The organism is Rudaea sp., assembly GCF_047601565.1.
Classification (GTDB): Bacteria; Pseudomonadota; Gammaproteobacteria; order Xanthomonadales; family Rhodanobacteraceae; genus Rudaea.
This window is the reverse complement of sequence record NZ_JASGIY010000001.1, coordinates 897,754-910,972: the sequence shown is the minus strand read 5'-3', so window position 1 is coordinate 910,972 and position 13,219 is coordinate 897,754. Positions and strand designations below refer to the sequence as shown.

The window sequence follows — 13,219 nt, the reverse complement described above, 5'->3', positions numbered from 1 at the left end:
AACCGGACCAGGGGAATCGCGGGACCGGACCGCCGCCGCCGCAGTGCCGGCGGCTCAATACAGCGGCGGTGCGCCCGGCGGCCGCGACTTGAAGCGTTTGTGCACCCACAGATACTGTTCCGGCGCTTCGCGCACCATGCGTTCGATCTGCGCGTTGACGCGCGCGGTGTCGGCGACGACGTCGGCGGTCGGAAAGTCCTCCAGCGGTGCTTCCAGGCGCAGCGCGTAGCCGCGGCCGCCGGCCAGGCGGCGGTGGAAGAACGGGATGACCGCCGCGCCGGACAGGCGCGCGAGGTGGTGGGTCGCCGTGATCGTCGCGGCCGGGACGCCGAAGAACGGCACGAACACCGCGTCCTTGCCGCGCATGTCCTGGTCGGGCGCGTACCAGACGGTGCCGCCGCGGCGCAGGTACTTCACCGTGGCGAGCAATTCGTCCTTGGTGAACATCGTTTCGGCGTAGTCCAGGCGCGCGCGCAGCACTGCGCGCTCGAACACCGGATTGTCCATCACGCGGTACATGCCGGCGATGCGGATGCGTTGCGAGACCAGGCGCGCGCACAGTTCCAGATGCGAAAAGTGCGCGCCGACGAGCAGCACGCCGCGGCCCTGCGCGCGGCAGGCGTCGAGATGTTCGAGTCCTTCGATCGTGCACGGAACGCGCGCGAGCGCTCGTTCGCTGCCCATCCAGGCGAAGGCGAATTCGACCAGCATCAGGCCGAGGTCGGCGAGCGCGGCGCGCAGCAGTCGCGCCGATGCGTCAGCATCGAGTTGCGGAAAGCAGATTTCCAGATTGCGCCGCGCGATGCGGCGCCGCTCGCCGGGCAGGTGGCGCGTGAGCAGCCCGAGCGCGCGGCCGAGCACGTACAGCGCGCGATACGGCAGCAGCGCCACGAGCTTGATCATGCCGACGCCGAGCCACGCAAGCCAGTGACGCGGGGCGGCGAGGCGCGCGGATGGTCCGGGTGAATTCATCGCGAAAGTATACGGGAGCGATGAGGGGACGGCTTTTACTCTTGCCCGTCATTGCCGCCTTCGCCGGAAGGACGGCGATGCAGGCTTTTCCCGCGTTCTGCGTGCCGCCTCGCCGCTATACTTCGCCATCCGTTTTCCGCGCATCCACAGTGCCGCTACGCCGCCTCCTCTATACGCTGACGATGTACCTGTTGACGCCGGCGATCCTTTACCGGCTCGCGGTACGCGGCCTGCGTTACCGCGAATACTTCGACCGCTGGCGCGAGCGCTTCGGCCATTCCGCCGTCGATCTCGAGGAAAGCATCTGGATCCATGCCGTGTCGATGGGCGAGGTCAATGCCGCGCTGCCGCTGATCGACGCGCTGATGGCGCGCTACGCGGGTACGCCGTTCGTGATCACCACGGTGACGCCGACCGGCTCGGAACGCGTGCGCCGCGTCTACGGCGATCGCGTGGTGAACCTTTATCTGCCCTACGACCTGCCGACCTCGATCGCGCGCTTCCTCGACCGCATCCGCCCGCGCGTCGCGCTGATCATGGAGACCGAGATCTGGCCGAACCTGTTCTTCGAGTGCGAGGCGCGGCGCATCCCTTTGATCATCTCCAATGCGCGGCTGTCGGAAAAAAGCCTGCGCGGCTACTCGCCGATCCGCCCGCTCGTGCAGCGCGCGCTCGCCGGCGTGAGCTACATCGCCGCGCAATCGGCCACCGATGCGGCGCGTTTCGCCGAACTCGGTGCGCCGGCCGCTCGGCTCGGCGTGGTCGGCAACCTCAAGTACGACATGACCGTGCCGAAACACCTGCTCGAAGAGGCCGCGGCGATGCGCGACGCCTGGGACGCGCGCCGGCCCGTGTGGATCGCCGCGTCCACGCACGACGGCGAGGAGCTGCCGGTGCTCAAGGCGCACGCGGAGGTGCTGCGGCGCTTTCCCGACGCACTGATGCTGCTCGTTCCGCGCCATCCCGAACGCTTCAAGCCGGTCGCGCTCGCCTGCCGCAGCTTCGGCTTCGTCACGCGCACGCGCAGCGAGGACGCGGCGGCGAAATCCGACACGCAATGCTTTGTCGTCGACACGCTCGGCGAACTGCTCAACTACTACGCCGGCGCCGACGTCGCCTTCGTCGGCGGCAGCCTCGTGCCGATCGGCGGCCACAACGTGCTCGAGCCGGCCGCGCTCGCGGTGCCGGTCGTGGTCGGTCCGTACATGTTCAATTTCGCCGAGATCAACGCCAGCCTGACCGAGGCCGGCGCCGCGCTGCAGGTGCTCGACGGCGAGGAACTCGGTGCCGCGATCACGCGCCTGTTCGCCGATGCGGCCCTGCGCAAGCGCGTCGGCCACGCTGCGCAGCAGGCGTTCGAGCGCGAACAGGGCAGCGTGTTGCGCACGCTGGCGATCGTGGAGAAGGCGTTGGGTTGATCGCCCGACGGACTGAAGCGTCGCGAATCGCGCGCGATTCGAGTCGTGGCGCACCGGGCTGCGCGATCCGTTGCGAACGCCACGGGCCTGCGCATTACCAGAACGCCGCGTACAGCGCGACCAGGATCAGTATCACGACCGTGGCCCCGGCATTGAACGTGGCCGACGTGCGGAAGCTCACATCGTCGGTGCGGATCGTGTCGGCGGATGCGGGCGCGGTGGTCACCAGCGAGGCGACGGCGGCCAGCACGAGCGAGAGGACGAAAACCCAGCCCATGCGATTCATGAACGGCATTGCCGGAAGCAGCAGCTTGATCGCGATCGACAGGACGACCGAACTGACGGCCGCGACGAGCGCGCCGTTCTCGTTGGCGCGCTTCCAGAACAGGCCGAGCAGGAAGATGACGGTGACGCCGGGCGTGAAGTAGCCGGTGAAATCCTGGATGTACTGGAACGCCTGGTCGAAACTGCCGAGCAACGGCTTGGCGCTGAGCACGCCGATGAGCACGGCGCCTATCGCGGCGAGCCGGCCGACCGTCACCGTACGCGTCGGGTCGCTCTGCGGCACCATCTTGGTGTAGAAATCGAGCGTGAAGATCGTCGCGATCGAATTGATCTTCGAGGCGAGCGAGGCCATGACCGCAGCGATCAGCGCGGCGAACACGAGGCCGAGCACGCCCGCCGGCAGCAGCCCCATCATCGTCGGATAGGCCTGGTCGGGTTTGGCGAGGCCGGGCGCCAGCGTCACCGCGGCGATGCCGGGCACCACGACGATCAGCGGCACGATCAGCTTGAGGAACGCGGCCAGCAGCACGCCGCGCTGAGCCTCCTCCACGCTCTTCGCCGCGAGCCCGCGCTGGATGATGTACTGGTTGAATCCCCAGTAGCTCAGGTTCGCCACCCACATGCCGCCGACGAGTACGCTCAGGCCCGGCAAATCCTTGTAGAACGGGTTGTCGGGGCCGAGGATCATGTGGAAATGCTCCGGGTGCGCGGCGCGCAACTGCGCGAAACCGGCGAGGATGCTGCCGTCGCCGACGCGCGCCAGGGTCAGCGCTGTGATCGCGATGCCGCCGGCGACGAGCAGGCCGACCTGCACGAAGTCGGTCAGCGCCACGGCCTTGAGTCCGCCGTAGAGCTGGTAGGCTAGCGAGAACACGCCGAGCAGCGCGAGCGCGAGGAATTGATCCATGCCGGTGACCTGGCTGACCGCGATCGAGCCGAGCCAGAGGATCGAGGTCAGGTTGACGAAGACGTACAGGATCAACCAGAACACCGCCATCACCGTGCGGATGCGCGGGCCGTAGCGGTGCTCGAGGAACTGCGGCATGGTGTCGATGCCGTTGCGCAGGAACACCGGCAGGAAGAACTTGCCCACGATCAGCAGCGTCGCTGCCGCCATCCATTCGTAGGAGGCGATCGCCAGGCCCAGCGCGTAGCCCGAACCGGACATGCCGATGATCTGCTCGGCCGAGATGTTCGCCGCGATCAGCGAGGTGCCGATCGCCCACCACGGCAGCGCCTTGCCGGCGAGGAAGTAGTCCTTGCCGTCCTTCGCGTGCCCGCGCTTCTCGCGCGACACCCATTGCGCGAGGGCGAAGATGCCCACCAGGTAGACGAGGACGATGGCGATATCCGGCGTCGACAGCTTCATTTGACCTCCCGTTTCGTTCTTGGTGTTTCGCCCGTCGGCGAAATGGATGTTTATATGTTTATAGGGCTAAACCAGACCATGACGGACGGCCAGCGCATGCAGCCCGTGCGCCGCGGCGTGATCCGCGTGGTTCACCGCGCGCACGCCGCGGCGCGCCAGCGCCTCGCCGTACGGCACCAGCAGGCGGTCGGCGGCGATCAGGTGCAGCGTGTCGGCGCCGGCCGGCAAGTCGTTCAGTTCGTGGCCGATCAGCAGGCCGGAGAGATACGACGGCAGTTCGTCCGCGCTCAGCGTGCCGAACAGGCCGAGCGTACGCACCGCGAACAACTGGTTGAGCAAGTCGCGCGGCCGGCGCGCGTCGTCGACGCCGCGCGCGAACGCGACGGGCCGGTGCGGCGCGTCTGCGTCCATCAGGCGGCTGAGTAGGCTGTGCTTGCGGAGCAGGTCGAACAGCTCGCCGGTCATCGCGGTGCGGAAGCGCGCGATGCGGCCGTCGTGCAGTTCCACGTGCTTGCTGTGCGTGCCGGGCAGGCATACCAGGTGCCGGCCCGCGGCGAGTTCCCTGAGCAGGCCACAGATCTGCGTCTCCTCGCCGCGCATGACGTCGTGCGTGCCGTCCGCGTCCTTCACGCTGAGGCCGGGCACGAGCCAGATGCGTCGGTCCGGCAGCGACGGCACATCGAGTGGCGCCATCGCGGCGGCGATCCGGTCGATTCCGGCGGGGCACTCGACGTACGCCGCCTCGCGCCAACCCTGGCGGCTGCCGATCATGCCGCTCATGACGATCGATGTGTCTTCCCAGCCGTCGATCGCGGCGCGCAGGACGGCCTCGAACCGGCCGCTGGCGGCGAGCACGCCGTCGGACGAGCGACGCGTCTCGACGACGCGGCCTTCCGCATCGATGCGGAACGCGCGCAGGCTCGTGGTGCCCCAGTCGATCGCGATCATCGGTCGTCGAAGCGCGATTCGCGCAGGCCGATCGGTGCGTCGAAGCGCACGGCGAACAGGCCGCCCGCGTGCGGCTCGCGCGCGAGCGCGTCGGCGTCGAGGTCTTCGCGCGCGGTGGTGATGTAGGCGACGTCGAGGCCGGGGCCGCCGAAGGCGATGCAACTCGGTTGCCGCGTCGGCAGGTCGACGCGCTGCGCGACGCGGCCGTCGCGGTCGTAGCAGACGATGCGCGAGGCGCCCCATTGCGCGCTCCACAGGCGGCCGAAACGGTCGACGGCCGCGCCGTCGGGCGCGGCGGGCGGTTCGACTTCCGCGAACGGCTCGGGTCGGCCCACGCCGGCGGAGTCCGCATCGTAGTCGCAGCGCATGATGCGCCCCTCGCAAGTGTCGCAGAAGTACAGGCTGCGCCCATCGAGGCCGAAGCCGAGGCTGTTCGGAATCGCGACGCCGCCGAGATCGAGTGCGCGCAGGCCGTGCCGCGCCGAGTATTGATGGAAGCGTCCGCGCGGCGCGCGCGGCACGCCTTCGTCAAGCGTGCCGAAGACGAAGTTGCCGGCGCGGTCGGCGCGGCCGTCGTTGCAGCGCAGGTTCGGTTCGTCCGGTTCGACCGCGGCGAGCGGTTGCACCGGCAATGCCTCGTCCGCCTCCGCCGCGTCGAGGTCGGCGCTGCAGATCTGCTTCGCGAGCGCGAGCAGCAGCCGGCCGGATTCGCACAGCGCGAACGAGCCGAGCCGGTCCGGCAGGCGCCAGGAGCGCACCTCGCCGCTTCCGGGCCGGTAGCGCCACAGCCTCGCGGCATGGATGTCCGTCCACAGCACGCTGCGGTCGCGATCGTTCCAGAGCACGCCTTCGCCGAGCATGCAGCGGCTGTCGACGGCGAGTCGGGCGACCGCGGTCATGCCCGCCTCACCACTCGGCCACGCTGCCGTCGGCGTGGCGCCAGACCGGATTGCGCCAGTCGGGCGGATTCTTGCTGCGCTCGATCACGCGCGCCTCGTCGATCTCGACGCCAAGACCCGGTTTCGTGAACGGCTTGACCGAACCCCGCTCCATCGCGAACGCCTCCTTGTTGACGACGTAGTCGAGCACCTCGCCGTCGGCGTTGTAGTGGATGCCGATGCTCTGTTCCTGCAGAACGGCATTCCAACTTGCGAAATCCACGTGCAGGCACGCGGCGAGCGCGATCGGCCCGAGCGGGCAATGCGGCGCGAGCGCGATGTCGTAGGCTTCGGCCATCGCCGCGATCTTCATGCACTCGGTGATGCCGCCCGCATGCGAAAGATCGGGCTGGATGATCGAAATGCCGCCGCGCTCGAACACGTGCTTGAACTCGAAGCGCGAGTACATGCGCTCGCCGGCGGCGAGCGGGATCGCCGTCTGCGCGGCGAGACGCGGATAGTGTTCGGCCTGTTCGGCAAGCACCGGTTCTTCGATGAACAACGGGCGGTAGGGTTCCAGTTCGCGGATCAGCGTCTTCGCCATCGGCGCGGCGACGCGGCCGTGGAAGTCGAGGCCGAATTCGATCGTGCTGCCGAAGGCCGCGCGGATCTCGGCGACCTTGGCCACCGCCGCGTCGATCGTGCGGCTCGAATCGATCAGACCCATTTCCTCGCAAGCATTGAGTTTGAACGTGTCGAAGCCGTGTTCGAGGCGCGTGCGAATCTGCGCGATGATGTCGGCGGGACGATCGCCGCCGACCCAGCAATACGTCTTCATCCTGTCGCGCACGAGGCCGCCGAACAGTTGGTACACCGGCACGCCGAGCGCCTTGCCCTTGATGTCCCACAGCGCCTGATCGATGCCGGCGATCGCGCTCATGAACACCGCGCCGCCGCGGTAGAACGCGCCGCGGTACATCGTCTGCCAATGGTCGTTGATGCGCGCCGGGTCCTTGCCGATCAACTGCTCGCCGATCTCGAGCACGGCCCCCTCGACGCTGCGCGCGCGGCCTTCGATCACGGGCTCGCCCCAGCCGACCAGGCCTTCGTCGGTTTCGATCTTGAGAAACATCCAGCGCGGGGCGACGCGGTAGGTGGTGAGCTTGGCGATTTTCACGAAGTATACTTTTTATGGGATTGGACAAATGCCTCGGCGCGGGCATACGTCGCGGTGGAGAGTTGGCCCGGCTTGTACAGATCGCCGCCGAGCCCCGCGCCGCTGCATCCCGCGCCGAGGAAATCGGGGAGGTTGTCGGGCGTGACGCCGCCGACGGCGAACAGCGGCACCGTCTTCGGCAACACGGCCTTGATCGCGCGCACGTAGCCCGCGCCGAGATTCGACGAAGGAAACAACTTGAGGATCTGCGCGCCTGCGGCGAGCGCGGCAAAGGCCTCGCTCGGCGTCATGAAACCGGCGGCGACCGTGAGCCCGGCCGCGACCGCGCGGCGGATCAGCGGCGGATCGGTGTTCGGCGTCACCATCAATGTCGCGCCCGTCGCGGCGAGCGCATCGGCATCGGCGGCGGTGAGCACCGTGCCTGCGCCGACGATCGCGCGTCCGTTCGCATGCTTTTGCGCGCGCTCGACGCTGCGCAGCCAGTCGGGCGAGTTGGTCGGAATCTCGATCAGCGCGATGCCGGCGTCGATCAGCGCATCGACCTGCTCTTCGATCTCGCCGGGCGTGACGCCGCGCAGAATCGCGATTAGCGGAAGCGGGTCCTGCCAGTTCACGGATACGTCCTCATTCGCGTCCTATTCATGGTAGAGCTGCGAGCGGCCGCCATCGATGAGGATGTCGGTGGCATTGATGAAACGCGCCTCGTCGCTGGCGAGGAACAACGCGGTGTAGGCGACTTCCTCAGGCGTGCCGATGCGCTTGCACGGCAGCAGATCGGTCTGGCGCTCGCGCGCGCCGGGCTCGCGCTCGAACCAGCGCTCGATGCGCTCGACCAGGATCAAGCCCGGCGAAATCGAATTGCAGCGCACGCCGCGCGCGGCATATTGAATGCCCAGCGCCTTCGTCATGCCGATCAGGCCGTGCTTGGCGACCGGATACGGAAACGCGCCCGGAATGATGCGATGCCCATGCACCGAAGCGATGTTGACGATAGCCCCCGCGCCGCCGTCGAGCATCGAAGGCAATACGGCACGGCTGAAATTCCACGCGCCGCCGAGATTGGTGTCGAGATTGCGCCGCCAGTCGGCGTCGCTCAGCGACAACGGCTCGGCGAACACGTCCGCACCGGCGTTGTTGACGAGCACGTCGATGCCGCCGAACTTCGCGACTGCCATCGCGACGAATGCCGTCACCGCCGCCGCATCGGCCACGTCGCCCTGAGCGAAATGCGCGCACGCCGAGGCCACGTTCGCCGCCGGCGCACTGCGGTCGTATCCCGCCACATGCGCGCCGTGCGCGGCGAACAGCTTCGCGATCGCCGCGCCGATGCCGCTGGCCGCGCCGGTGACGATGGCGCGCTTGCCGGCGAGGCGCATGGCGGAAGACGAATGGTTTTCGGGATTCATCGTTCAAAATCCTTATTGCGAATGTCCATCGCCCTCGGCCGCTCCGCCGAATTGCGGCACGCCGGCCGCACTCCAGCGAAACCGCCGGATGTAGGGCGCGCGCCGGGCGGTGCATTTCCAGCCGGGGCCGCCGTTGGCATGAAAGATGATCCAGTCCTGCTTGCCGTCCGCCGATTTGAAAAAGCCGTTGTGTCCCGGAGCGTACACCTTGTTGGCGGTCGACGTCGCGAGCACGGGCGCGGCGGCTTTCGTCCATGCCCCCGGATCGGTCGGGTCGGAATTCCCATCGGCGCTAAGCAGGCCGATCGCATACCCGTCGGACCAGCAGGCGCTGGCCGAGTAGGAAAGAAAGATCTTGCCGGTGGGGCCCTCGAGAAATTCCGGCGCTTCGAGAATCTTGCGGTCGCCCTGCATTTCCCACGAATACGTCGGCGCGGCGATGTCGACTTGGCGGTCCGACAAGGTCCAAGGGTTAAGCATCGGCGCGATCACCAGATCGCTATGGTCGTCGACGTAGGCGGAATAGACGAAATAGCGTTTGCCGCGGTGCTCGAATACCGTGCCGTCGATGCCGCTGCGCGCGAGGTTCAGGCGGCCCTTGTCGATCCAGTGGCCGGAAATCGGGTCGGGTGAGGCGTTCTCGAGCACGAACACGTAGCGGTGGGCGTCGTCGTCGTGCATTTTGTCTGCGGCACTGTAATAGAGATACCAGCGACCATCGAGGAAATGCAGTTCCGGCGCCCAGATCGAGGCCGAGTTCGGGCCTTGCGGCGGCGCCCGCCAGACGACTGTCGGCTGTGCTTTGCCGAGCTGCGTCATGTCGGTCGTTTTCCAGAGCGCAATGCGATCGCCCAAGGTGTGCGTATAGTAGTAGGTTCCATTGCGTTGCGTCGCCCACGGATCAGGCCCGGAGGGCAACAGCGGGCCTGCTACAACCGCGGCGTGCGTGCGCATGGCCAAGGCAAACAGCGTGCCTGTCGAGGCGACGAGCGGCCGATATGGAGGGTGGCCCGTCATCATGGCCGATCCGCCGTCGCGGTGTCGCCATCCATCTGCAAGTAGTCGACATCGAGGGCGTGGTTGCCGCCTTCGACGTCGATGGTATTGAAGCCTGTTAGCAGTACAGTCATTGCGTCAATGAACTCCCAGCCGTCGTTGGCCTTCGTCACTTTGCCATCCGACAGGCGCATACCGTTGACGGTAAGCGCCGGTCGAGCGGCGAGGCCGAGGTCCGCGAAACGCACGTGCAGCGCGTGTTCGCCACCGTTGTCGTTGACCACGAAGCGCAATCTTCCTTCCGGCCCCGCACCCAGACGCGCCTTGCGCAAATTCGATGCCTTGGGATCGGGCACCGCAACGGCACCGGTGAACTGTGCGTCTTCGGCTTCGTAACGATTGAAGTCCAGTTTGGCGGCGTGATACAGAATTTCATTGGTAGCCACGCTATCCGGCTTGTCCGACGACGACGAGCTGGTGACGTGCAGGAAACGGCCGTCGTCGCGCAACAGCAACGCCTGCGTCCAACCCGCGTGGATGTTGCCGGTACGTTTCTGTACCGGTGCACGCACTTCCCACCACGGGCCGCGTCCCGAAGCGTTGTTCCAGTAAAGGTCGCGACCGCCTTCGTCACCGCCGCCGCCGGCACGCTCGGCCGAAACGACGAGGACGCCTTCCGGTCCGCCCACGGGAAACCAGCGCACCACCGGACATGCCGCCGGCCAGAAACCCGAGAGCGTCGCCACCGGTTCGCCGTGGCGCTGCGGGTCGCCCCAATCCAGTCCGTCGCGGCTGAACTTGACGAACACCTGTCCGTTCTTCGGACCGTCGATGTTCTCGTAGGTCATCGCATGGCGGCCGTCGCCCAGACGCGTGACGATCGCCATGCCGGGTCGTTGTACGCCACCCGGTATGGTGACATCGAGCGCTTCGATGCCCCAGTGCTTGCCGCCGTCGCCGGACACCTTGTGCGCCAGCGCCTGGTTGTATCCGTCGGCCTTGTGCTGTTCGGTCGAGTAGTACGCAACCATGCGCCCATCGTCCAGCACGTGGAGGTTGGACTCCCACACGCCTTTGTTGTCCTTGTCTTCCGGACGGCCGCCGCCCTTGACGATGGAACTGCGGTAATGCCAAGTCTTGCCCGTGTCGTTTGAGGTGTAGGCCTGCAAATCCTCCTCGATCACGCGCCCCTGCGCATCGTTGCCGGTGGCATTGGCGGAGAGTACCAGCGTTCCCGCCGGCAGATCGCCGCTTGCCCGCTGCAATTCGGTGATGTGCGGCTGCCAGCGCAACTGCCAACGTTTGTCGTTGGCATGCGTCTGGTCGGTGACGTTCATGAGGAAACGCCAGTGCTCGCCGCCGTCGCGGCTTTCCCACAATGGGATGCCACCCATGCCGTCTTGCTCGAACACCATCAACAGGCGTCCTTTGTCTTCAATCAGGCCGTGCTCGACGCGCACGATGCTCACGTAACCGGAGCCGTCGGCAAGATGCGTTCCCACAACCGGATCGTGCCCAACTTGGCCCACGGTGCCGGCGGAGAATGCGGCAAACCAGGCCGAAGCCGACAGTCGAAGTCCGAATCTCAAACGTATCATGCACGGTTCCCGCATGCGGATGCTTAAGGTCTCTCTGATGCGCCGATCGAAGCTTGCTATGGCACGAAGGTCCATTGCTGCGGCGTCAAGCCATTGTCAGTCCAGATTTGCAGTTGCGTGCCGTGCGTCGTCGAACCGCCCGGATCGTCGAGCATCAGCGAGCCCGAAGCCTGGTTCATCAGTTTGAAGTTGCCGCTGCCGACCGGCATGATCATCCAGTTCTGGTTGGCGTTGTTGGCGCAGTCCCACAGCGTGACGAGATTGCCCGGCGCGGTGCTGCCGCCGGTGTTGTCCAGGCACAGCCCGGAATATTGGTTCTGCAGGCTGTACCAGCCGCTGCTTTTCGCATGCACGGTCCAGTTCTGCACGGACAGACCGTTGCAATCCCACAGTTCGGCGCTGGTGTTGTTCGACGTCGACCAGCCGGTATCGTCGAGGCAAAGAGCCGGAGCCCGCACGCTGTGTACGGCATAGGTCGCGCCGTCGGGCGGCAGTTGCTGCAGCGTCCATTGCTGCGGCGGAAGGCCGTTGTCGGTCCAGATCTGCAATTGCGTGCCGTGGGTGGTCGAGCCTTGCGGGTCGTCGAGCACCAGCGAACCGGACGCTTGGCTCATCAGCTTGTAGCTGCCGTCGCCGAGGTCCATGAACATCCAGTTCTGATTAGTGTTGTTGGCGCAACCCCATAGCGTGACGAGGTTGCCCGGCGTGGCGCTGCCGCCGGTGTCGTCCAGGCATAGTCCGGTGGCCTGATTCTGCAGCGAAAAATAGCCACTGCCATGCGCGTGCATCGTCCAATTCTGCACCGGATAACCCGTGCAGTCCCAAAGATCGGCGCTCGTGTTGTTGGATGTCGACCAACCGGCATTGTCCAGGCAAAGGCTCGACGCTTGCACGCTACGCAAGGCATAGGTTGCGCCGTCCGCGGGCAGGCGATTCCAGGCTTCGCTGGCGAAGTAGGTGTTGCACACGCCGTTGTTATAGTCGGAAGCAAGCTCAAGGATGCTTGATCCGTCCGCGGCCGGCAGCAGCGCCGAGGAATAATTCGGGCAATAGTTATCGTACGGATTCGGCACGTGCACCGGCGCGTTGATCGTGTACCAGTCGCCTGCGCCGTCGACGTTGGTGTTGACGAACAGCACCGAACCGTTCGACGCGGACACGCTGCCGTTGGCGTCGTAGACGATCTGGCCGGTGAGCATGATCGCACCATTGCTGGACAGCACCGACGGACTCCATTTGTTCAGCGGCGTATGTTCGAGATACTGGCCGCTCGCGGTCTGCACTTTCGTGCCCATGTTGGTCGGGTCGCCGAAGTTCCAGCCGTCGGTGGAGATGCGCGAGAATACCGTGCACGCGGCCGGGCCGCACAGTTCGTAGGTCATGAAGAAATGGTTGTTCGGCAGCTGGCTGACCGTGACCATGCCGGGGCGGTCGGCCTGGATCGTGCTGCGCACCGTATCGGTCTGGTTCTGCCAGCTCGTGCCGTCGTAGGTGCGGATCTGCGCCAGTTTCTGGCTGCAGCACGGATCGGTTTCGTCGGACCAGAACATCACGAGCGCGCCGTCGCTCGCAATTTCGAATTCCGGCTCCCACAATCCGTGCGGGCCGTCGGTGTCGCCGCCGACTACGGGCATGCTGTGATACGACCAGGTCGCGCCCTGGTCGGTGCTGGTGTACACCTCGATCGCCGGCGTGCCGCCGTAGAGATAGGATGCCGAGGACAGCAGCGTGCCTGCGGCGAGCGCGCCGACCGTCTGCGGCATTTCGTAGAGCGTGGCGCAGCAGCGCTCGGTGCTGCCGGCGGCGGTCGGCACGGTGCCGAGCTGGCTCCAGCTCGCGCCGTTGTCGGTGCTCTTGAAGATCACGCCGTTCGTGCTCGCGATCAGCTGCCCGTTGGACGCGGGCGGCGCGTGCGCCAGACGCACGACGCGCGGATACAGTGTGCCTCCCTCCAGCAGCGTTCCAGTGGCTCCGTGCGCACAGGAGGCGCACAGGCTGAAGGCAAGAATCAGAAAAACCCCCAAGGCGATCGACGCCGCCGAATCGAATTTCGAACCGCTCATGAAAAGGCCCTCGCTGAATTGCGGATGTCGGGGATACGGATTCGTTCGAAACCAAGCCGCCCCGAAAAAGAGCCCGCGGGCCATCCTGCGCCGCGGGCTGCCGGTGGAG

At 66.4% G+C, this 13,219-nt stretch carries 11 protein-coding genes; 1 reads left to right on the top strand and 10 read right to left on the bottom strand.

Annotated elements, in window-relative coordinates; translation table 11 throughout:
- Nucleotides 1-54 precede the first annotated feature (54 nt).
- Nucleotides 55-972, bottom strand: coding sequence for an LpxL/LpxP family Kdo(2)-lipid IV(A) lauroyl/palmitoleoyl acyltransferase (gene lpxL / locus QM741_RS03850; RefSeq protein WP_415206420.1), 918 nt, complete (start codon nt 970-972; stop codon nt 55-57).
- A 77-nt stretch (nt 973-1,049) separates the two neighbouring features.
- Between lpxL and waaA the strand changes: the two genes are divergently transcribed.
- Nucleotides 1,050-2,390 carry a lipid IV(A) 3-deoxy-D-manno-octulosonic acid transferase gene (waaA, locus tag QM741_RS03845; protein WP_415206419.1) on the top strand — a complete coding sequence of 447 codons (1,341 nt, stop codon included), beginning with the start codon at nt 1,050-1,052 and terminating at the stop codon, nt 2,388-2,390.
- A 94-nt stretch (nt 2,391-2,484) separates the two neighbouring features.
- Here waaA and QM741_RS03840 read toward each other — a convergent pair whose 3' ends face one another.
- The 9 genes from QM741_RS03840 to QM741_RS03800 form a co-directional block, all read right to left on the bottom strand.
- A complete protein-coding gene (locus QM741_RS03840; RefSeq protein ID WP_415206418.1) occupies nt 2,485-4,044 on the bottom strand; it encodes a sodium/sugar symporter in 1,560 nt (519 codons plus the stop codon).
- Nucleotides 4,045-4,110: 66 nt separating this feature from the next.
- Entirely contained in the window at nt 4,111-4,992 is an 882-nt protein-coding gene (locus tag QM741_RS03835) for a 2-dehydro-3-deoxygalactonokinase (protein WP_415206417.1), read from the bottom strand.
- Nucleotides 4,989-5,891 (bottom strand): SMP-30/gluconolactonase/LRE family protein, encoded by a 903-nt coding sequence (locus QM741_RS03830; protein WP_415206416.1) that lies wholly within the window; start codon nt 5,889-5,891, stop codon nt 4,989-4,991. The genes QM741_RS03835 and QM741_RS03830 overlap by 4 nt, the downstream gene beginning before the upstream one ends.
- A 7-nt stretch (nt 5,892-5,898) precedes the next feature.
- Complete coding sequence (gene dgoD, locus QM741_RS03825) at nt 5,899-7,047, bottom strand: galactonate dehydratase (protein WP_415206415.1); 1,149 nt, start codon at nt 7,045-7,047, stop codon at nt 5,899-5,901.
- Nucleotides 7,044-7,661 (bottom strand): 2-dehydro-3-deoxy-6-phosphogalactonate aldolase, encoded by a 618-nt coding sequence (locus tag QM741_RS03820; RefSeq protein ID WP_415206414.1) that lies wholly within the window; start codon nt 7,659-7,661, stop codon nt 7,044-7,046. Before QM741_RS03820 ends, dgoD begins: the two co-directional genes overlap by 4 nt.
- A gap of 21 nt (nt 7,662-7,682) precedes the next feature.
- Nucleotides 7,683-8,453, bottom strand: a complete 771-nt coding sequence (locus QM741_RS03815) for an SDR family oxidoreductase (protein ID WP_415206413.1) — start codon at nt 8,451-8,453, stop codon at nt 7,683-7,685.
- 12 nt (nt 8,454-8,465) lie between these two features.
- Complete coding sequence (locus QM741_RS03810; RefSeq protein ID WP_415209070.1) at nt 8,466-9,407, bottom strand: family 43 glycosylhydrolase; 942 nt, start codon at nt 9,405-9,407, stop codon at nt 8,466-8,468.
- Between the two features lie 62 nt (nt 9,408-9,469).
- Entirely contained in the window at nt 9,470-11,122 is a 1,653-nt protein-coding gene (locus QM741_RS03805) for an exo-alpha-sialidase (RefSeq protein ID WP_415206412.1), read from the bottom strand.
- Entirely contained in the window at nt 11,104-13,110 is a 2,007-nt protein-coding gene (locus tag QM741_RS03800; protein WP_415206411.1) for an RICIN domain-containing protein, read from the bottom strand. The genes QM741_RS03805 and QM741_RS03800 overlap by 19 nt, the downstream gene beginning before the upstream one ends.
- Between the last annotated feature and the right edge of the window lie 109 nt (nt 13,111-13,219).

Excerpts from the sequence above, each read along its gene's own strand:
- waaA (WP_415206419.1), top strand. The coding sequence starts at position 1,050 with ATGCAGGCTTTTCCCGCGTTCTGCGTGCCGCCTCGCCGCTATACTTCG.
- QM741_RS03830 (WP_415206416.1), bottom strand. The coding sequence starts at position 5,891 with ATGACCGCGGTCGCCCGACTCGCCGTCGACAGCCGCTGCATGCTCGGC.
- lpxL (WP_415206420.1), bottom strand. The coding sequence starts at position 972 with ATGAATTCACCCGGACCATCCGCGCGCCTCGCCGCCCCGCGTCACTGG.
- QM741_RS03805 (WP_415206412.1), bottom strand. The coding sequence starts at position 11,122 with ATGGACCTTCGTGCCATAGCAAGCTTCGATCGGCGCATCAGAGAGACC.
- QM741_RS03815 (WP_415206413.1), bottom strand. The coding sequence starts at position 8,453 with ATGAATCCCGAAAACCATTCGTCTTCCGCCATGCGCCTCGCCGGCAAG.
- QM741_RS03835 (WP_415206417.1), bottom strand. The coding sequence starts at position 4,992 with ATGATCGCGATCGACTGGGGCACCACGAGCCTGCGCGCGTTCCGCATC.
- QM741_RS03810 (WP_415209070.1), bottom strand. The coding sequence starts at position 9,407 with ATGCGCACGCACGCCGCGGTTGTAGCAGGCCCGCTGTTGCCCTCCGGG.
- QM741_RS03840 (WP_415206418.1), bottom strand. The coding sequence starts at position 4,044 with ATGAAGCTGTCGACGCCGGATATCGCCATCGTCCTCGTCTACCTGGTG.
- QM741_RS03800 (WP_415206411.1), bottom strand. The coding sequence starts at position 13,110 with ATGAGCGGTTCGAAATTCGATTCGGCGGCGTCGATCGCCTTGGGGGTT.